The sequence below is a fragment of the Streptococcus sanguinis genome (assembly GCF_019929145.1).
GTDB lineage: Bacteria > Bacillota > Bacilli > Lactobacillales > Streptococcaceae > Streptococcus > Streptococcus sanguinis_U.
Window position 1 is genome coordinate 921,555 of record NZ_JAHZOW010000001.1, and the last position, 19,777, is coordinate 941,331.

At 43.6% G+C, this 19,777-nt stretch carries 17 protein-coding genes and 1 pseudogene; 4 read left to right on the plus strand and 14 right to left on the minus strand.

What is annotated here, in order from left to right:
* Positions 1–34: 34 nt before the first annotated feature.
* Positions 35–1,339 (minus strand): surface-displayed alpha-enolase, encoded by a 1,305-nt coding sequence (eno, locus tag K1I94_RS04425; protein ID WP_002904241.1) that lies wholly within the window; start codon positions 1,337–1,339, stop codon positions 35–37.
* 208 nt (positions 1,340–1,547) lie between these two features.
* Here eno and K1I94_RS04430 point away from each other — a divergent pair, with 208 nt between their 5' ends.
* Together K1I94_RS04430 and K1I94_RS04435 are read left to right on the plus strand one after the other, a co-directional pair.
* A complete protein-coding gene (locus K1I94_RS04430; protein WP_223314546.1) occupies positions 1,548–1,997 on the plus strand; it encodes a DUF1694 domain-containing protein in 450 nt (149 codons plus the stop codon).
* Between the two features lies 1 nt (position 1,998).
* Positions 1,999–2,336, plus strand: a pseudogene (locus K1I94_RS04435) (nuclear transport factor 2 family protein).
* On the opposite strand, the gene K1I94_RS04440 reads toward K1I94_RS04435, so the two are convergent.
* The 9 genes from K1I94_RS04440 to K1I94_RS04480 all read right to left on the minus strand — a co-directional run bounded on the left by K1I94_RS04440 (position 2,333) and on the right by K1I94_RS04480 (position 14,223).
* Complete coding sequence (locus K1I94_RS04440) at positions 2,333–3,451, minus strand: glycerate kinase (protein WP_223314547.1); 1,119 nt, start codon at positions 3,449–3,451, stop codon at positions 2,333–2,335. The pseudogene K1I94_RS04435 and the gene K1I94_RS04440 sit on opposite strands and share 4 nt — an antisense overlap.
* A gap of 9 nt (positions 3,452–3,460) precedes the next feature.
* Positions 3,461–4,108 carry a phosphoserine phosphatase SerB gene (serB, locus tag K1I94_RS04445; protein ID WP_223314548.1) on the minus strand — a complete coding sequence of 216 codons (648 nt, stop codon included), beginning with the start codon at positions 4,106–4,108 and terminating at the stop codon, positions 3,461–3,463.
* A gap of 149 nt (positions 4,109–4,257) precedes the next feature.
* Positions 4,258–5,982 carry a septation ring formation regulator EzrA gene (gene ezrA, locus K1I94_RS04450; protein ID WP_002906841.1) on the minus strand — a complete coding sequence of 575 codons (1,725 nt, stop codon included), beginning with the start codon at positions 5,980–5,982 and terminating at the stop codon, positions 4,258–4,260.
* A gap of 86 nt (positions 5,983–6,068) precedes the next feature.
* On the minus strand, positions 6,069–8,018 hold the full coding sequence (gyrB, locus tag K1I94_RS04455) for a DNA topoisomerase (ATP-hydrolyzing) subunit B (RefSeq protein ID WP_002895870.1): 1,950 nt from the start codon (positions 8,016–8,018) through the stop codon (positions 6,069–6,071).
* A 12-nt stretch (positions 8,019–8,030) separates the two neighbouring features.
* Positions 8,031–8,597 carry an HAD-IA family hydrolase gene (locus tag K1I94_RS04460; RefSeq protein ID WP_317627924.1) on the minus strand — a complete coding sequence of 189 codons (567 nt, stop codon included), beginning with the start codon at positions 8,595–8,597 and terminating at the stop codon, positions 8,031–8,033.
* Between the two features lie 235 nt (positions 8,598–8,832).
* A complete protein-coding gene (locus tag K1I94_RS04465; RefSeq protein WP_223314550.1) occupies positions 8,833–9,381 on the minus strand; it encodes a DJ-1 family glyoxalase III in 549 nt (182 codons plus the stop codon).
* A 72-nt stretch (positions 9,382–9,453) separates the two neighbouring features.
* A complete protein-coding gene (locus tag K1I94_RS04470; protein ID WP_223314551.1) occupies positions 9,454–10,686 on the minus strand; it encodes an FtsW/RodA/SpoVE family cell cycle protein in 1,233 nt (410 codons plus the stop codon).
* Between the two features lie 12 nt (positions 10,687–10,698).
* The gene (locus K1I94_RS04475; protein ID WP_223314552.1) at positions 10,699–11,679 is read right to left on the minus strand and encodes a YeiH family protein; all 981 of its coding nucleotides are present in this window, start codon (positions 11,677–11,679) and stop codon (positions 10,699–10,701) included.
* Positions 11,680–11,778: 99 nt separating this feature from the next.
* Positions 11,779–14,223, minus strand: a complete 2,445-nt coding sequence (locus K1I94_RS04480) for a bifunctional DnaQ family exonuclease/ATP-dependent helicase (RefSeq protein ID WP_223314553.1) — start codon at positions 14,221–14,223, stop codon at positions 11,779–11,781.
* Positions 14,224–14,358: 135 nt separating this feature from the next.
* Here K1I94_RS04480 and K1I94_RS04485 point away from each other — a divergent pair, with 135 nt between their 5' ends.
* Positions 14,359–14,997 carry an MBL fold metallo-hydrolase gene (locus tag K1I94_RS04485; protein WP_223314554.1) on the plus strand — a complete coding sequence of 213 codons (639 nt, stop codon included), beginning with the start codon at positions 14,359–14,361 and terminating at the stop codon, positions 14,995–14,997.
* Between the two features lie 69 nt (positions 14,998–15,066).
* Here K1I94_RS04485 and ftsX read toward each other — a convergent pair whose 3' ends face one another.
* The 3 genes from ftsX to prfB all read right to left on the minus strand — a co-directional run bounded on the left by ftsX (position 15,067) and on the right by prfB (position 17,818).
* Complete coding sequence (gene ftsX / locus K1I94_RS04490) at positions 15,067–15,993, minus strand: permease-like cell division protein FtsX (protein ID WP_002895888.1); 927 nt, start codon at positions 15,991–15,993, stop codon at positions 15,067–15,069.
* Positions 15,986–16,678, minus strand: a complete 693-nt coding sequence (gene ftsE / locus K1I94_RS04495) for a cell division ATP-binding protein FtsE (RefSeq protein ID WP_002895890.1) — start codon at positions 16,676–16,678, stop codon at positions 15,986–15,988. The genes ftsX and ftsE overlap by 8 nt, the downstream gene beginning before the upstream one ends.
* A 44-nt stretch (positions 16,679–16,722) precedes the next feature.
* Positions 16,723–17,818 (minus strand): peptide chain release factor 2 gene (gene prfB / locus K1I94_RS04500; protein WP_223314555.1). Its coding sequence is split into 2 segments (ribosomal slippage): positions 16,723–17,745 and positions 17,747–17,818, totalling 1,095 coding nucleotides; the frame shifts between segments, so codons are not numbered across the junction.
* Between the two features lie 310 nt (positions 17,819–18,128).
* Here prfB and K1I94_RS04505 point away from each other — a divergent pair.
* Positions 18,129–18,989, plus strand: coding sequence for a metallophosphoesterase (locus K1I94_RS04505; RefSeq protein ID WP_223314556.1), 861 nt, complete (start codon positions 18,129–18,131; stop codon positions 18,987–18,989).
* Here the strand turns inward: K1I94_RS04505 and K1I94_RS04510 are convergent.
* Positions 18,983–19,774, minus strand: a complete 792-nt coding sequence (locus K1I94_RS04510) for a DUF2785 domain-containing protein (RefSeq protein WP_223314557.1) — start codon at positions 19,772–19,774, stop codon at positions 18,983–18,985. The two genes, K1I94_RS04505 and K1I94_RS04510, sit on opposite strands and share 7 nt — an antisense overlap.
* Positions 19,775–19,777 lie beyond the last annotated feature (3 nt).

Consider the following 19,777-nt stretch of genomic DNA (forward strand, 5'->3'; position numbering starts at 1 on the left):
TTGAGGGATTTTTACTTCATTTAATCTGAATGAATTATTTTTTCAAGTTATAGAAAGCTTGAAGACCTTTGTATTGAGCAACTTCACCAAGTTGATCTTCGATACGAAGCAATTGGTTGTATTTAGCAATACGGTCTGTACGTGAAAGTGAACCAGTCTTGATTTGACCTGCGTTAGTTGCAACAGCGATGTCAGCGATTGTTGAATCTTCAGTTTCACCTGAACGGTGTGATACAACTGCAGTGTAACCAGCTTCTTTAGCCATTTCAATCGCTTCAAAAGTTTCAGTAAGAGTACCGATTTGGTTAACTTTGATAAGGATTGAGTTAGCAGCACCTTCTTTGATACCACGTGCAAGGTAGTCAGTGTTTGTTACGAAGAAGTCGTCACCAACAAGTTGTACTTTCTTACCAAGACGTTCAGTAAGAGCTTTCCAACCTTCCCAGTCATTTTCATCCATACCATCTTCGATAGTGATGATTGGGTATTTGTTAACCAACTCTTCAAGGTAGTCGATTTGTTCTGCAGATGTACGAACAGCAGCGCCTTCACCTTCAAATTTAGTGTAGTCGTATACTTTACGTTCTTTATCGTAGAATTCTGATGATGCACAGTCAAATCCGATAAATACATCTTTACCTGGAACATAACCAGCAGCTTCAATGGCAGCGATGATAGTTTCTACACCATCTTCAGTTCCTTCAAAACGAGGAGCGAATCCACCTTCGTCACCAACGGCAGTTTCCAAACCACGAGATTTAAGGATTTTCTTAAGAGCGTGGAAGATTTCAGCACCGTAACGAAGAGCTTCTTTGAATGTTGGAGCACCAACTGGCAAAATCATGAACTCTTGGAAAGCGATTGGAGCATCAGAGTGAGATCCACCATTGATGATGTTCATCATTGGAGTTGGAAGAACTTTAGTGTTGAATCCGCCAAGGTAGCTGTAAAGAGGGATTTCAAGGTAGTCAGCAGCAGCACGAGCTACAGCGATAGACACACCAAGGATTGCGTTCGCACCCAATTTACCTTTGTTAGGAGTACCGTCCAAAGCGATCATTGCACGGTCGATGGCTTGTTGGTCACGAACATCGTAACCGATAATAGCTTCAGCGATAACGTTGTTTACATTATCAACTGCTTTTTGTGTACCAAGACCACCGTAACGAGATTTGTCGCCATCACGAAGTTCAACTGCTTCGTGCTCACCTGTAGAAGCTCCTGAAGGAACCATACCACGTCCGAAAGCACCTGATTCAGTATAAACTTCTACTTCAAGTGTTGGGTTACCGCGTGAGTCTAGGACTTCGCGAGCGTAAACATCAGTAATAATTGACATTTCTTACTCTCCTTATTATTTAAAATTATTTACTAGTCTATGATACCTCAAAAACGCTTTTTTTTCAAGGAAAAATAGAGAATCTAAGCAAATTTGAGAAATTTTGCACAAGAAAACGATTCCAAATTTACTATATAAAAGCTTTTCCAGCAAATCAGAACAGACATTCGAGCTTTTAGAATTCCTCCTTTTATGGTACAATTTTATTATGACTGATATTAATAAAGTAATCATGAAAAAAGCTCGGGGCGGAGTCAAGCTCAACCCTGATGAACAGCGTAGGTTTTTAGGGACTTTTGAGGAGCGAGTGCTGGCCTCCTGCTCTATTGAGCAAGCCAACGATTCTCTCATTCGCAGTCATTTCAAGGAAATGCTCAGCAGCATCATGAAAAACTGCCAACCTGTAATTGTCAAAATTTCCCCAGAAGTCGAGTCAGGCAATCAAATCTTTTATCTAAAAACCTCCAAGGAACTGGGCTGCGAGGCAACTATTGTCTCTAGCGATTACCAGTCTTCTCCTTTTGGCCTGATTGTCCATAGCGACCATCTTGTCCAAGTAGATGACAAGGATATGAACCAACAGTTTGCTAGCCTGTTTCAACCAGCAGAAATCCCTGCAAAAGAAAAGCGCTCCCTCTGGAAAAAATGGTTTGGATAGGATGACAAATTTAGAAAAACTTTTTGCCTTTTTTGAAGCTGAAAACAAGCGTGATTGGCAAACCTATCAGACCTTTCTTTCTAATCAAGTTAGCTGGGAATTAGAGGGTGATACAATCGAAATTATCAAAGGAAAAGCGGACTACCTGACTAAGATTAAAAAGCCTACCATAAGAACCCCGTCAAATTTCGTTGTACTTATTATCAGCTTAGTCCTGACCAGAATCGGATTGTAACCCTTTTAGAAAATGATTTTGGTGACCTGTCTTGTGACATCTTTTTCTTTGAAAAAGGATTGATAGTCAAAGAAATTGAATATCTACTAAAAAAAGCGGACTAACCGCTTTTTTTCATTTTTAGTACATTGCCAATATTTCTGGCTGTGCGAATCAAATTTTGCTCCGCCTGCTCTAGAATCCTATCCAAACTATCTGCTCGCGCAATAATCGGAAAAGCTGCCTGAATATTCTCAACTGGGAAATCCGGTAAATCATCTGCCAGACTGCCGCAAATCGCCAGTACAGGGATTCCTTCTGGTGTTCGCCTTGCGACCCCGACTGGTGCCTTGCCCGCCAAAGACTGACGGTCCAACCGACCCTCGCCCACTACGACCAAGTCCGCCTTTTTGACTCTGTCATCAAAATCCAGTAAGTCAAGACAGGTTTCGATGCCCGAAACGATTTTTCCTCCAGCAAAAGCAACCAGTCCTGCTGCCATTCCGCCTCCGGCTCCAGCGCCACCCATATCAATCACCTGAGGATTGACCAACTGATAGAAATCAGCCATGGCTTGGTCTACTTGAGAAAATAGTAGGGGAGATAGACCTTTCTGACCTCCGAAAACAGTTGTCGCACCGCGCGCTCCACAAAGAGGATTGTCTACATCCGTCAAAATCTCAATCTTAACTTCTTTCAAGAAATCAGGAACCTGCTCAGCAGATATTCGGGCGACCTTTTCCAAAGATGAGCCAATGGGGCGCAATCTATGATTGTCCGCATCGAAAAATTCATAGCCCAGGCCCGCTGCTAGTCCAATCCCACCGTCGTTGCTAGCCGAACCTCCAACACCAACTAAAATTTTTCTAACACCGTCTTCAGCCAGATGCAAAATTAATTCCCCTAATCCTTTGGTTTCTATGGCCAAGGGATTTCGTTTTTCCTCCGAAATAGAGGCAAGTCCTACCAAGTCAGCCATTTCAAAAAGCGCTTGCTGACCATTTCTGGCGTAGGGCATTTTTACTGGCTGGCCAAAGGGTCCGGTTACAGTTTGGTAAAATTCAGCCCAGCCCAAAGCTGCTGTCAGCGCAGCCATTGTCCCCTCGCCGCCGTCACCAACCGGCAGCAAGTCAAAGCTGGCATCTGGCAAGGCCTGAGAAAATCCTGTCTGCAGAGCTTGAGCAACCTGAGCAGCTGACAAACTTTCCTTGAATGAATCCGGTGCAATTAGAATATGCATGCCTCTCTCCTATACTTTTCTATTGTCTAAAAGATCAATGACCCGATAGAGATTACATTCTTGAATCTGATAAGGAGCCTGCTCTCGCACAATTGGCTTGGCCATAAAGGCAATTCCTATTCCTGCTGCCTGAATCATAGGCAGATCATTGGCGCCGTCCCCCATAGCAATCGTTTGATTTAATTCCAACATATTTTCAGCTGCCCATGCTTTTAACATGGCAAGCTTGGTATCCTTAGTGACAATCTCTCCTAAGACTTGTCCTGTCAAAAACCCCTGTTGAATTTCCAAACGATTTGCCTTGACATAGTCAATTCCAAGCTGCTCAGCCAGTCTGTCCACCGTCTCATGAAAACCACCTGACACCAAGCCTACTTTATAACCACGTTTATGCAGCTCATCGACCAGTTCCTCGGCTCCCGGAGTGAAGTGGATCCTTTCAGCAATTCGAGTAAAAATGTCCTCTGGCAGACCTTTTAAAAGTGCAACACGCTCACGTAAAGCAGCTTCAAAGTCCAACTCTCCTCGCATGGCGCGCTCTGTAATAGCCGCAACTTGAGCTCCTACACCCGCCTCCTCTCCTAGCAGGTCAATCCCCTCTTCCATGATTAAGGTGCTGTCTACATCCATGACTAACAAGCCTTTGACTGTTTTCATTGTCCGACCTCATTCTTTCTATTTTTTGTATTATACAAGAAATTCTATTTCAAAACAAGCTGGGAAAAATTGAAATCTCAGAATCCTTGTTACTGACTGTTCTCTAACGTTCTCTTTGTAAAAGAAAAAAGTTCCCGAAGGAACTTCTTTTAAAAGCGAATATTCTCGCGTGTTTTTTCGTAGGAAGTCACAAAGCGCTCTGTCACGCCTGGCTCGACAAGATCCAAAGCTTTTGAAATGATTTCCAAGGATTGAGCGTAGTCGTAGTCATGTTCAAAGACATACAAGGACTTGTTGAAGGCTGCTTGTACGTTATCATCAAAGGAACGATAGCGGTTTGAATACTGCAGCAGCTGCTCAGTCAAGGTAGCATCTTGGACGATACGATAGGTCTCTTCTTCCAATTGCTCCATATCATTCCCTAGAATTTCCAGCCAACGGTTAACTGATTCGATATTGACTCGTGTAGCTTCCAATTCCTTAACCAACTCTTCAATATTATTGCTGGTTGAGAAGAAAATTTCTAAGAAAGAGTCTGGAATACCTGGCAAATTGCGTTTTTCCATATATCTCTTAATGGTATGCAATTTGTTAGCATAGATATTGACTTTCTGGCGAGCATTGGCATCATCTTTTTCAATCTCTGCCAGTGCTTCGCCAAGAGAAATCTGCTCATCTTCGATTTCTTTCAAACGCTCTTGGATAGCTTCCAACTCTTCCTGAACCACTGAATAAGCTTGTTTGGTTTCAGAAGAATCTTCTACCGCGCTAAGTACCACATCTTCCTGGGCAGAAAGCTCGGCCTGCAACTCCTTGACATGAGAAGTTTCTGTATCAGAGATAAGGAAGGTTTGAGATAAACGTTCTATCTCTTTTTGGAGTTGCTGGTTGTTTTCCTTTGTATGAGCCAGATAGCTAGGTAAGTTTTTAATCAGCTTCTCCACTACTTTGTGGGCTTCAATTTCCCGCGTAAAAATTTCATAGAGAGCGTTAATCTCTTCTTGCGCTTGCTCATTTTCATACTCAGCATTATCCAGCTCTAGGGCTGAAATGTTGGCTTCGTTGCGTTTGAGGCTTGCATGTAGCTGCTGGAAGCGAGACTCTATATCTGTTTCGATAAAGTGATAACCAGATTCCAAGAGCTTACGATGACCAGATTCTAAGTCTTCCAACTGATCTGGCAGCTTCACAGTCAACTCTTCGACAATGGCAGGAACTTTCTCAACGATATGTGTCAGAGCAAGAATATGGTCCTCTGCCTTATCCAAGATTTCAGCCGCCTCAACCGGGTCACCTGAAGAATTAAGGGTCACAAACTGAGAAAACTCTGATTGGATATTTTCCAGCTGTTTCTCAATCTCAGCTAGGGCTTGCCCATACGAGTCTGCATTCTCCGCCACCTGAGTTTGCAGTTTTTCAAACAAATCCAAGGCATGGAGCACACGACCGCTGTTTTTAGACTCTTGCTCTTTAAGATCTTCCAAGGCAGCACGAATCATCTTGATGTCTTCGTCAATCAAGTCAATCTGACTCTCAATATTGCCGATAGCATGCTTGGCTTTTATGAAACGGAAAGAATTATTGTAGCCTTCTGCTTCAAATAGATTATTTTCAATATCAGCAAATGAATTTAAGGACAGGTCTACCCATTTTTGATTCCATTCACGGAAGGCTACCTGACTCTGCCCAATCAAATGCATATTTTTTACTTCTTCAACTTCATCATTCACAGGGAGATTATAGAGTGCTTCTTTTCTCTCCTCCAAATTTTGAAGTAAAGCTTCATTTCTCTTTCTCATCAGAACTGCAGTACCATAGCCGACAACCAAAAGCAGAGCTACCACAGCAACGAGAATAACTAGTCCAATAGACATATAGAACTCCTTCACATTGTTACTATAAAGCAAACATAATGATTATATCATATTTTTGCCCATAATGGTTGATTTTTCTGATTTTTTTAGACGTCGAGCGTACTGTATACAGCATTTTCTTCGATAAATTCACGACGAGGTTCAACGCGATCCCCCATCAGCATGTCAAAAATCTTGTCAGCTTCCGCTGCATCATCCACTGAAACCCTTGCCATCAAGCGATGTTCAGGATTCATAGTCGTCTCCCACAGCTGATGGTCATCCATCTCTCCGAGACCTTTATAGCGTTGAATGGTTGGCTTGGAGCGACCTTCACTGTAACGAGCCAAAGCAGCCTGAAGTTCTTCTTCCTGATTAGCACCTGGCTGGATGTATTCTTTGACTTCACTTCCGACCTTGACACCATAGATTGGTGGCTGAGCGATATAGACAAATCCTGCTTCCAGCACCGGCTTCATATAGCGGTAAATCAAAGTCAAGAGCAGGGTCCGAATGTGAGCACCGTCTACATCGGCATCGGTCATGATGACTAATTTTTGGTAGCGGGCCTTGCTGACATCAAAGTCAGCGCCGAAACCAGTTCCCATAGCAGTAAAGAGACTGCGGATTTCTTCATTGGCCAATATCTTGTCCATGCTGGCTTTTTCAACATTGAGAATCTTACCGCGAATTGGCAGAATGGCCTGAAATTCACGGTTACGACCGGACTTAGCTGAACCACCCGCTGAATCCCCCTCCACGATGAAAAGTTCAGTTTCCTGAGGGTCGTTAGACGAGCAGTCGGCCAATTTACCTGGCAGATTGGAGATTTCCAAGCCAGACTTCTTGCGGGTTACTTCCCGAGCTCGCTTGGCAGCAATTCTAGCCTTAGAAGCCAAAATTCCCTTTTCAACGATTTTTCGAGCCACCGCAGGATTTTCCAAAAGAAAATCTGAGAAAGCTTCGCTAAAAAGTCGATTGGTAATCTTGACCACTTCGCTATTGCCAAGCTTGGTCTTGGTCTGACCTTCAAACTGAGGGTTAGGGTGCTTGACAGAGATGACCGCTGTCAGTCCCTCTCGCACATCTTCCCCAGTCAGATTGTCCTCGTTTTCTTTGAGAAGTTTATTTTTCTTAGCGTAGTCATTGATAACCCTTGTCAGGGCAGTCCGGAAGCCTTGCTCATGCGTTCCACCCTCGTGGGTGTGGATATTATTGGCAAAGCTCATGACTGTTTCGTGGTAGCCAGTCGTATACTGCATAGCCACTTCAACCGTAATGTCGTCCATTTCGCCGTCGGTATAAATCGGCGTTTCAAAGATTACATCCTTGTTTTCATTGATGTATTGTACATAGCTGGCAATCCCACCCTCATAGTGGTAATCCTTGACCTGCTCCATTCCATCTCGCTTATCAGTGATGGAAATTCTGAGACCACGATTGAGGAAGGCCAGTTCTTGTACCCGCTTATTGAGCTTTTCAAAGTCAAATTCTACTGTTTCAGTGAAAATCTCTGGATCCGGTGTGAAATGAACTGTGGTACCTGTACGGTCTGTCTCGCCAATGATTTCTAAATCAGCGACTACATGACCGCGGCGGTATTCTTGGTAATGAATCTGACCGTTCTTATAAACACGGACATCCAGCTGAGTGGATAGGGCATTTACAACGGAAGAACCTACACCGTGCAGACCTCCCGATACCTTGTATCCGCCACCGCCGAATTTTCCTCCGGCATGGAGCACAGTAAAGACGGTTTCCACGGCCGGACGGCCTGTTTTCTCCTGAATATCAACGGGAATTCCCCGACCGTTATCTACTACTGTGATGGAATTGTCTTTTTCGATAAAGACCTGAATGTGGCTGGCAAAACCAGCCAACGCCTCATCAATTGAGTTGTCAACAATTTCCCATACTAAATGGTGAAGACCTTCCTTGGAGGTCGAACCGATATACATCCCCGGACGCATACGAACGGCTTCTAAGCCTTCTAAGACCTGAATCTGACTGGCATCATATTCTTGGGCCTGTATATCTTGTTGCTTTTCTTCTGTCATAGTGTTCCTTTTCTAATCAATATCTATAAATTCTTCAAGATGCTGCATATTATCAAAGAGATAGGTGTCAAAGCCAGCTGCCTGCCCTGCTTCAATATCCAGCGGACGGTCACCAATGACCAAGCCAGAGGCAATCTGATACTTGTCTTTTAGATAGAGCATGGAGTCTGGAGAGGGTTTCCTTGGAAAACCATTTGCAGCTGTCACCACTTCTGTAAATGCTGATGCAACGGCAGTTTTCTCCAAGATTTCCAGCACTTGGTTGTCCCGGTGGGAGACCAGAAAGTTCCGACCACCCTTGGCCACAATCCGTCTAAGCAAGTCTGCCGCTCCGTCAAATAAAACAGGGTGACTCAACTCTTCTGCTTCATTGGCCTTATAAAACTTTAAAAAGTCTTTTTCTTGGGGAGCAAACTGCTGGACTGCATAGTCCGTAGACACCTTGAGGGCCTTATAAACTTCGTCGTGACCAGCTTGCAGACCAAACTCTTTCAAGGTTTGAACAAAAGCTGCAGTCGAAGTTTCATAATTATCCAAGAGTGTTCCACCTAAATCCCAGATGTAATCTTGATAATTCATACCTTTCATTATACCATAATTTTCATGAAAAAGGGGCTAATATTTGCCCGAATCCAGCACTTTTCCGACTTTTTTCAACCCTTTTTCTAAACAAAATATCTCAAAGAATCCAAAATTTAAAAATAGATGATGGTTTCGTCCTTTTCAACAGCTCTAAACCCGTTCCATATAGAGGACTGCGAAGATAAATAAGACTTCAAAAAAGCTGGGACATAGTTTGAGTCCCAGCCTTTTTTTAGTTTCCAAATACATCTGTGTAAAGCATAGCATCAGCCAACTGGTCAGCGTCTCCGCCCAGCTGACGAACCAGCTCATAGGCAAAAGCCAAGGCAGTTGATGGACCACGACTAGTAATCAACTTCCCATCAACAAGAACTGTTTCTTTACGGTAAGTTCCATTTTTAATATTGTCTCGAGCACCATCATAGCAAGTGAAATACTTACCAGTCAAGATACCTGCGCAGTCAAGAGCAATGGGAGCGGCACAAATGGCAGCGATGAATTTATCCGCCTGCTGAAAATCCTGCAAAAGCTGCATCAGGCGGTCGTCATCACGAAGATTGGCCGATCCTGGCATCCCCCCTGGCAAGATGACCATATCGTAGTCATCCAGTCTGCCCTTCCAGACCTGATCCGCCTGAACAGTGATGGCGTGAGAGCCAGTCACTGATTCATCAAAACCAATCATATCACAGACAAGATCTGCACGGCGCAAGACATCCACAACTGTCAAGGCCTCGATTTCTTCAAAGCCGGGAGCTAAGAGTAAAGCTGCTTTTTTCATGAAAATATCCTTTCTGTGATGAGCCAATCACAAAATCACATCTGATTTGTGAGACAAAAACTTGCTTTATATTTATTTTAATTTCTTCAGTACGACTTTTTTACGGACAGCTGGAATTCGCTCCTTCTTTTCATCCGTCAGGCTGTTCTGATAGGAGACGGACAGTAGGAGACCAACACCGATAAGATTACTGATGATGGAAGAGCCGCCCTGTGAGATAAAGGGCAGTGGAATCCCTGTCAGAGGCAGAATTCCTGTCACCGCTCCAATATTTTCAAAGATATGGAAGAGCAGCATCATGATAAAGCCAGTTGAGATGTAGGTATAAAACTGGTTGTTGGATTTAATCGTAATCTTGAGCATGCGATAAATCAGCAGTAAATAGAGCATGATAACCAAGGTCGAGCCCAAAAAGCCAAAATCTTCTGCAATGACGGTGAAAATCATATCACTTTCCCGAACAGGCACCAAGAGATTGGAAACATTAAAGCCTTGGCCAGTCAGACCACCGCTTCCGACAGCGATTTGTCCCTGTGCTTGCTGGAAGGTGGTCGTCTGAGCGTAGTCAAAGGGATGAAGCCAAGCCAAAATCCGATTGATTTGGTAGGTTGGCATGCCTAGATTATGCAGAAAGGAACGACCGCCATCAGAAATAAAGATAAAGAGAAATCCTCCCAACAGCAGGACTCCCGTCAGAAAGACCGGCAGGATAATCTTCCAAGAAACACCTGACAGTAGAACGATGCCGCCGTATATAGCAACAAAAACCAGAGCCGTCCCCAAATCACTCTGAAGGGTTAACAGAACCAGAACAGGCACTGTGTAGAGCCCAAGCTTCAGAATCAGAAAAAAGTCTAAAGCCAAGGTTCGCTCATCCTGCTTGTGCTGCTGGAGAAAATGAACCACCAGCCGCGACAGCATGAGAATATATGAAATCTTCATGAACTCCGAGGGCTGAAAGAGGGTCACACCACGAATAGCAATCCAGTTTTTGGCACCAGTGGAGGCTACCAGAGATTCACTGTAAAAAATCAGAGGCAAGACCATGAGGCCAAGACCAAAAACATAGAGATAAGGCGTAATTTTCCAGAGAAACTTGGTGTTAAAAAACATGAGGATAAAGCTGAGCAGGAAGCCCACCGCAATCCAGGCAATCTGCTGACCAACCATGGGCCAGGCATTGTCAGGATAATCATGACTAACAGCAATGTAAATAGCCACAACACCGATTGAGAGCAGCATCAAAACGGGCAAAATTAAACTATAATCAATCCGAGACTCAAACGTCCGTCTTTGATAGGGCATAGTCCCTCCTTTTTAGAAAAAATACTGGATAATCAAGCTGGAAACAGCGACGCAAAACCAAGCGAAAGCACCAGTCAGCAAAGGCGCTGCTCCTGCTTGCTTAAACTGCTTAAAGGAAACCTTTGCGCCAATAGCTGCCAAGGCCATAGCCATCAGCCACTGAGAAATGAATTTTGTATAGGGGATAACAGCAGCCGGAAGAAATCCAAGACTGCTGATAAGTGAAGCTAGGACAAACCAAGCTATAAACCAAGGAAAAATCTGTTTCAAGTTTGTCTTTTGTGACGACTTCTTAGACTTGATATAGCGATAAGATGCGAAGATCAAGCAGGCCGGTACAATCATCAGAGCCCGACTAAGCTTAACAATGGTCGCCAAGTCGCCAGCTGACGAGCTATATGTATAGCCTGCTGCCACTACTGACGAAGTATCATTGATGGCTGTTCCAGCCCAAGTCCCGAAAAATGCATCCGACATCTGCAGCAAATGCCCTAAAAAAGGGAAAATGAATACTGCTAAAATATTGAAAAAGAAAATAGTGGAGATAGACAGAGCGATTTCCTCTTCATCAGCTTCTAAGATTGGTGATGCGGCCGCAATGGCAGAACCGCCGCAGATGGCTGTTCCAAAACCAATTAAAATAGTCAAAACGCGGTTCATTTTAAAGAAACGGCCAGCCAGATAAGCCGCCAGAAAGGCTATCAGAATGGTGATAAGACTGATACGAAGAGAAGAAATCCCTGTCTCAGAAACCTGACCAATGGACATGGAAAATCCCAAAAAGATGATGGAATACTGCAGCAATTTCTTCCCTGAATAGCTGAGTCCTTCCTGAAAAGCAGCCGGCAGCTTCATGCTGTTGTTCAAAACAATCCCAAAGATAATAGCCAAAACACTAGAGCCTATCAAGGGAAGCAAACCGCCTAAAAAGATAGAAACAGCTGCTATGCCAAAAGATAACAGAATTCCTTGTAAATATTTTTTCACGAACACCCCTTCTTTCCTATGCCTCTCATTATAACAAATTTTGTCCCAAAAATCTGAATGAACCTAAAAAATCAGCTGATAAAACTCAGCCGATTTGAGATAGCTTCAGTCAAAAAAGTCTTGTAACTCCTGCATAATGGCTGCCTCTGGCAGAATATCCAAAGAAGCCAATTGTGATAGATGATGCTGAATCTGCTTTCCATAGCGTTTACTAGAAATGCGATTGTCCAAAAGAATAACAGCTGATTTCTGATGCTCATTGCGCCGAGTCCGGCCAATAGCCTGCTTAAGCCGTAAGATGGCAAGAGGCAGTTGATAATCATAAAAGGCATTCTTACCTTCCGTTTTCAGGCGGCTGTTAATCTTCTGCACAAAGAAATCCTTGGGATTGTCAAATGGAATCCGAGTGATCAACTGAATAATCTGATCTTGCTCAGCAAAATCAGCCCCCTCCCAGAAGCTGCCAGATCCCAAAAGGATACCTGCCTCTCCTCTATCAAAACGCCGCTTAATATTGCCGGCATCGCCATTTTTATATTGGGCCAAATGCGGCAAAGCCAGCAAGTCCGAAACAGTTAAAAGCAAGTCTTTAGAGGTGAAGAGGACGAAGATAGGCAGACCGAGTTCCGTCACTTCTCGCAAGCAAGCAACAATCTCTCGAGCAAAATCCTCAGTTGACAAATCCACTACTGCTGGAAAATTTTCATCTAAAAAGAGCTTCTGCAGTGGCTTCTTCTTGCTTTTCAGCTTATAAAAGTGATAACATTCAAAGCCTAGCAACTGCGCCAGATTAACCTTAGAGCTAATTTCCAGAGTAGACGAAACCAAGATAACTTTAGCATTTTCAGGCAGGAAGTCAGTGAAATGCAGCAATTCTGAACGGCCAGCATGCAGAGTCATCAAGCGATGGTCTGCCAAAGCTTCATCAACCAACCAATAATACTGGTATTTGCCACTGAACAAGTGCTGCAGCTCAGGAAGTGCACTTGTCTTTAACTCGGACACATCCTGAAGCAGTCGATCAATCTTTTCCGGACTGAGCTCAGATGTTTTCTTGCGATGCTTCTCTGCAGCATCAGCCAGCTCAAACTGAATGCTTTGCAAAAGCCGTTGCTGCAGAAGTTCCCCTTCTTCCTGAAGGAGATGATTTATCTGCTGCAGCGTTTTAGTTAGATTTATACTGGACTGAGAGAAGCTTTCCAAGGCAAAAAACATCTTCTGAGCCTCATCAACTACCAGAACACGATTGTCCAGCAAAGACTGGTCATCCTCTAAACGAGTCAGTAGATAAGCATGATTGGTAATCACGACTCGACTGGTAGCTGACTTGACCTGTCCCAACCGCCAAAAATCTTCCTCATAAAAAAGAGAATGTTTGCTTAGCTTGCCATCATGACGGATTTCATTGAAGTAGCTTGAGAAGCGATGAGCTTGCCCGATTTCGTTCAAATCACCAGTTTTAGTTTCTGTCAACCAAACCAAAAGTTGCAGCTTGCAGCGATTAATCAGACGGTTGTCATACTCCCTATCCAGTGTCTGATAGAAATGGTCCAGCTTGAGATAATTCTCCGGACTCTTGAGACTGTGAAAGGAAATACCAAATACTTCCTCCAACAATCGCCCTTCCTTTTGCAGCAGCTGGTCCTGCAGGATCTTAGTCGGAACCGTCACTAATACTTTTTCTTGACCTCTAGACAAGATAGGCAGCAAGTAGCCAAAGGTCTTACCTAAGCCTGTCTGCGCCTCTAAAAAACTAGCCTCCTGCTGGTCCAGAGCTTCCTCCATAAAGCGAGCAAACTTGAGCTGTTCTGGCCGCTCTTCTAAGCCCAGCAGGTATAGATTGGTCAGGAAATCCTGCGACAGCTTCTTTTCCGAAGTCAGCTTTTGGGGACGTCGCAGGAAAATACCATGGCAGGATTGCAGTTCCTTATCTTGCTGATCCGGCATCGTCTGATAAACTTCCTCGATAGCCAAGCGCGACTCATAGATAATGCTGTCCGCCAAAGTTAGCATTTTCTCAACCAAGGCCTTGGGCAGGCTCTTGATTTTGTCTTGTATTTTTAAAAATAGCTGAGCCGTTGCTTGAGCATCTGCCAGCGCAGTATGGGCGTTTTCCAAAGAAATATCCAGTAGATCGCAGAGATTACCCAAGGAGTATTTATCAAAAGTCGGGTAGAAGACCTGAGCCAACTCTACCGTGTCCACACGCGGTGTCAGCAAGTCAAACCCTTCCCAGAAAAGGGCCTCCGCTAGTAGATTGGCATCAAACTTGACATTATGAGCGACAAAAATCGCATCCTGAATCAGCTCATATACCTCCGCTGCTACCTGAGAAAACTCCGGAGCTCGGCCAAGCCGCTCATCATCCAAACCTGTCAGCTCTTTGATATGCTCATCCAGATCCTCATGAGGATTGACATCTGTTTCATAAGCCTTGGTAATGCTTCCATTCTCAATCAGAACAATGCCAATCTGGATAATCTTTGCACCGCTGCCCGTTCCTGTAGCCTCCAAGTCCACAACGGCATACTTATAATCATTTTGTGTCATACTGCTATGATTATATCATAAAAGCCATTCTGAGACATCTGAAAATTTTCAGCCCTAGCCTAGAAAGCAATTCTGTGCAAAAAATTTTCTTTTCTGTTACACTCAATAGCAGAATACATTTTCCGAGGAAATCAAATGAAGATTCATAAAATTACCAACCTTGTAGCTTTTGAAAACACCTATATCTTAGAGAACGATCAGGGTCTCCTAGTCGTCGATCCTGGCAGTGACTGGAAAAAGATTGAGCGCAAGCTGGAGGAACTCGCCAAGCCTGTGATTGCTATACTCTTGACCCATACCCATTATGACCACATTATGAGTTTAGAAAAGGTCCGGGAGCACTATGCTGCCCCACCTGTCTATGTGGCTGAGAGTGAAAGCAGCTGGCTCTACACACCGACAGATAACCTATCTGGTCTGGCGCGCCATGCTGATCTGGATGATATTATCTGTCGACGAGCAGAAGAGTTTTTCTCCTACGAAACAGACTATGATCTTGGAGGCTTTCACTTCTATGTGCTTGCAACACCTGGCCACTCCATCGGAGGTGTCTCTCTAGTCTTTCCAGATGACCGCCTTGTTTTGACAGGTGATGCCCTCTTTCGGGAAAGCATCGGACGAACGGATCTGCCGACTGGAAACATGGAGCAATTACTGACGTCCATTCGTGAGAAACTTCTGGTATTGCCTAAAGACTATGCTGTTTATCCTGGTCATGGTCATGATACCACTATTTCACATGAAAAAATCTTTAACCCATTTTTAGTTCAGTAGCCATTAAAACAATTACCTATAACAAAAACAGAGTTCGAAGAATTTCAAACTCTGTTTTTTTATGATTTGTTAAATCTTCAAGAAGCGTCTCATAGAGATGATAGATCCCAATGATCCGATAAGAATTCCCAACACAAAGAGTGCAGCTATCATAATCGGACTAAAGAGTTTTGGATCAATCATAGAAAGTCCTTGACCTACCAAGCTCTTATTCATAGTCTGGTAGGCTATACCATATGTCAAATACACTACAAGTGACGGAACTGTTGCTCCTAGCAAGCCAATCCATGCTCCTTCAAACAGAAATGGTCCGCGGATATAGCTATTCTTGGCACCAACCAAGCGCATGATTTGAATCTCGCGACTTCGGGAAATAATGGTAATCCGAATAGTATTGGAAATGAGAAGGATAGCAATGAAAATCAGAAGCGCTGTCCCAATCAATCCCCATGTTTGGATGAAATTAGAAAACGCAAAGAGATTTTTGGTATTGGTACCCCCATTTTGAACCTCTGAAACACCATCAATCTTACGAGCATCTTTTGTAACAGATTCTACATACTTAGGTGCCTTGGTCTCAACAATATAAGCATCGTAAAGAGGATTATTTTCTTCATCAAAAACATCCCACTCACTACCCATGGTCTCTGTTAGCTTATTATACTGCTCTTGCTTGCTAGAAAAAGTAACCTTCTCTACATTTTTCATAGAAGTCAGAGCATCATAGACCTTGTGATAGTCTTCATTCTGAACTGTTTGGCCTTCTTTTACAATCGTTTCGCTATTATCGAAAACATCCTTACGCATGTATACCATGACGCGGACATTATTGGAAATATCATTTGCCAATTTGGCTGTATTTAAAATTACTGAAGCAAAAACAGCCACTAAGCTCAAGGTAATCATAACCGAGCTGACAGCCGCTACAGTCATCCAACCATTCCGCGTAAGACTCTTAAGCGACTCAATCAAATGACGAAAAAATCTTCTAATCATCGTATCCGTATTCTCCTTCCGCTTCATCACGTACCACACGGCCATTTTCAATAGCAATAACGCGGTGACGCAGAGTATTTACAATCTGGCTGTTGTGGGTTGCCATCAGGACAGTTGTTCCCTGAAGGTTAATCCGCTCCAGCAGGTTCATAATCTCCCAAGAATTATCTGGGTCCAAGTTTCCTGTCGGCTCATCCGCAATCAGGACTTTAGGGTTGTTAGCAATAGCACGCGCAATAGCAATCCGCTGCTGCTCACCACCGGAAAGCTCATTAGGGAATGAGCGGACCTTATGCTTAAGACCAACTAGGTCCAGCACTTCCATAACCCGCTTTTTAATATTGCGGCGGCGCTCACCGATAACTTCCATGGCGTAGGCAATATTCTCATACACCGTCTTTTTAGGAAGAAGTTTATAGTCCTGGAAGACTACTCCAACCTGACGGCGCAGCATTGGAACATCTCGCTTCTTAATCTTAGCCAAGTCAAAATCAGCTACTTTCAGACTTCCCTTATCCAGCTTTATCTCCCGGTAAAGCAAACGAATAAAGGTTGACTTCCCCGCTCCTGAAGGACCTACAATATAGGCAAACTCCCCAGGTTCTACGTTAATAGACACACTACGTAAGGCAGTGGTCCCGTTGCCATACTTCTTGACAACATCTTTCATTTCAATTATTGACATTTATTGAAATTTCCTTTCAATCTAATTCTAATCTCTTACATTTCCTAGTTCAAACGCCATTTCAAATAAGCGTCAATGAAACCATCCAAATCTCCGTCCATCACCTTGTCCACCTGAGCTACTTCGTAACTAGTTCGATGGTCTTTGACCATGGTATAAGGCGTAAAGACATAGGAGCGGATTTGGCTGCCCCAGGAAATCTCCTTCTTATCTCCCTTGAGTGAGTCGACTTCGGCTGCTTGTTTCTCTTGCTCTAGCTGATAAAGCTTGGCCTGTAGCATCTTCATCGCCCGATCACGGTTTCCATACTGAGTCCGGTCAACCGTAGACTGCACCACAATTCCTGTAGGAATATGCGTCAGTCGCACACCAGTAGAAACTTTATTGACGTTCTGTCCGCCGGCTCCTCCCGAACGGAAAGTGTCCATCTTAATATCGTCATCGCGAATTTCCACCTCAATGGTGTCATCCAGCTCTGGCATGACCTCTACTGAGGTAAAGGAAGTATGGCGACGTTTAGCTGAGTCAAATGGCGAAATCCGAACCAAACGGTGGACCCCCATTTCTGACTTAAGCAGACCATAAGCGTGCGGCCCTTCAAATGAAAGAGTCACTGACTTAATGCCTGCCTCATCTCCAGCTTGATAGTCCAAGACCTCTACTTTGAAGCCCTTGGCATTACCAAAGCGTGTATACATACGCAGCAGCATATCTCCCCAATCCTGGGCCTCTGTACCACCAGAGCCCGGGTGAATTTCAAGGATGGCATTATTATTGTCATAAGGCTCAGATAGGAGCAAGGTCATTTCATAGCTGGTCATCATTTTCTCGAGTTCAGCCAGCTTTTCTTCCAACTCACCCTGAACTGACTCATCCTCGGCCAGAAAATCAAGCAAGATTTCCGATTCATCAAAAAGCTCAGTCATCTGATGGAAATTTTCATAGGTTTGCTTGAGTTCATTCAGCTCTTGAGATGTCTTCTGGGCTGCAATGTTGTCATCCCAAAAGTCGGGTTCTGTCATCTTATTTTCTAAGATGGCAATTTCTTCTTCCAGACTTTCTAAGTCAAAGAGACCCCCTGAAAGAAGCTAATTTTTCACGATTTGCGTCAATCTTTTGACGAATTTCTGAAATGTCCATAAATACCTCTTTTCACATATCGTTTAATTATAACATAAATTAAACAGTTTGCCTAATCTCACATTCAGCAGCTTACATTTTATCGGATTTTCCCTAGCTAGGCAAGACAAGCGACTCCTTGTCACCTAATTGTTAGAAAAGTAATATAATGACATGGGGTTGGAAGAATTATTTCAAGCCTTCCTAGACTTCGACCATGAATAAACGAAATACATGGTTACGATAATTTATGAGGTATTCAGATAAAAGGGAGGCTCTCCATGGGTGCTTAAGCATTTCCAAGTTTTGAAAAATATGCTAGACTAAAACCATGACAAGAATTGGATTTATGAGCGACCTCCATCTGGACTCCAATCAGTTTGGGGATTTTGAGCGGCAAGCTCTTCACCAGATTTTAAAAGAGGAAGGAATTGACCACCTACACATCGCTGGAGACCTGTCCAACGACCTGACCAAGATTAGTTTGCCCTTTATTGAAACTTTGAAGCAAGAAATTCCCCTTTCTTTTAATCTGGGAAACCACGATATGCTGGGACTTTCTGAGCAAGAAATTTCAAACTATGATTTTCAGGTCCAGCAGTTCAGCCGGACCAAGCTCGTCAGCTTTTCTGGCTGGTATGACTACAGCTTTGTTCCAGAAAAAAGCAAGGAAGAGCATCTGAGAACCAAGACCAATTTCTGGTTTGACCGCAGATTGGAGCGTCAATTCGACGATCCCAGTATTACGGCCCAGACACTGCAAAAGTTAGAAAAACTGCTGGCTACTTTAGATGGCCCCATTATCGTTGCTCTGCATTTTGTCCCCCATCAAGACTTTCTATACGACCATCCCTATTTCCAGCGCTTCAACGCCTTTCTAGGAAGCCAAGCTTTTCATCGGCTCTTTGTCAAATACAGGGTGAAAGAGGTGGTTTTCGGTCATCTCCATCACCGCCACCAAAGCCGTGTCATCGAAGGTGTCCGCTACCATATGCGTCCTCTGGGCTACATTCGTGAATGGGAACTGACTCGGAACTTTTTTAATGATTTTCCTCAGTATAAGATTCCCCAGATGTACCGCCTGCACAAGCGTTATAATGCTGTTAAAGATTTAGCCGAATTTCGAGACTATAAGAAAAAACACCTGGCAGCTGAACTGCGAGATGCTTTAACAGTGATTGAAGTTCAGTAATGGAAATGTTGAATTGCAGCTCTCAGCTCATCTGAGAGCTGTTTTTTGCTGTCCAACTGCACATAGACTTCTAATAAACAGGAACGAAAATTGGAAAAAGCAATGAAGTCTTGGTTACTTTCCAATGGAAAACTCTGTGATTGAAGCCACAGTCTAAGTTCATGCTGCGACAGTTTTTTCTTTAAGACAGCTTGATAGAGCACCTGGGATAAGCGCCAATCCTCATCATTTCCGAAACGGACTGAGACTCTTTTAAAAACTTGATGAATGACCTCTAAAACCTCTGGCATCCTACTGGAGGGGAAGTCCGGATGACAAGCCACTTCTGTCAATAAGTCTGCTCCATGAGCGAAGGCATGAACCCAACCGTATTTCCTGGAGTAACCCCTTGTGTCTCTTTCTACTGACAAGTAGGTTAGCCCCTTATCTAGTAAGTATTTTCTTCCTTGCACTGATAAAGCCTGATAATACGAAGAATTTGGATTGCCATCACAGTTTAAGAGATTAGCATAAAGCAAAGCCGTGAAGGAACGTGTTAAGGTAGCTTGACCATTTTTATCACTCATATAAAAAAGTCCTTGTCTTTTGACTGCTTCTTGAGCTAAGAAACGAAACTGTTCAGCTGAAAACAGATCATCCTGAAGTCCCCTTGCTATGGACGAAAAGACTAACTCATCACGGATTTTCGCTTCTGGATGATCAATATGATCCAGTAACCATAAGATTTCTTCCTCATAATATAAAGGAGAAGCTTCTTCCAACTTCTTTCGTAAGTTTTGATACATACT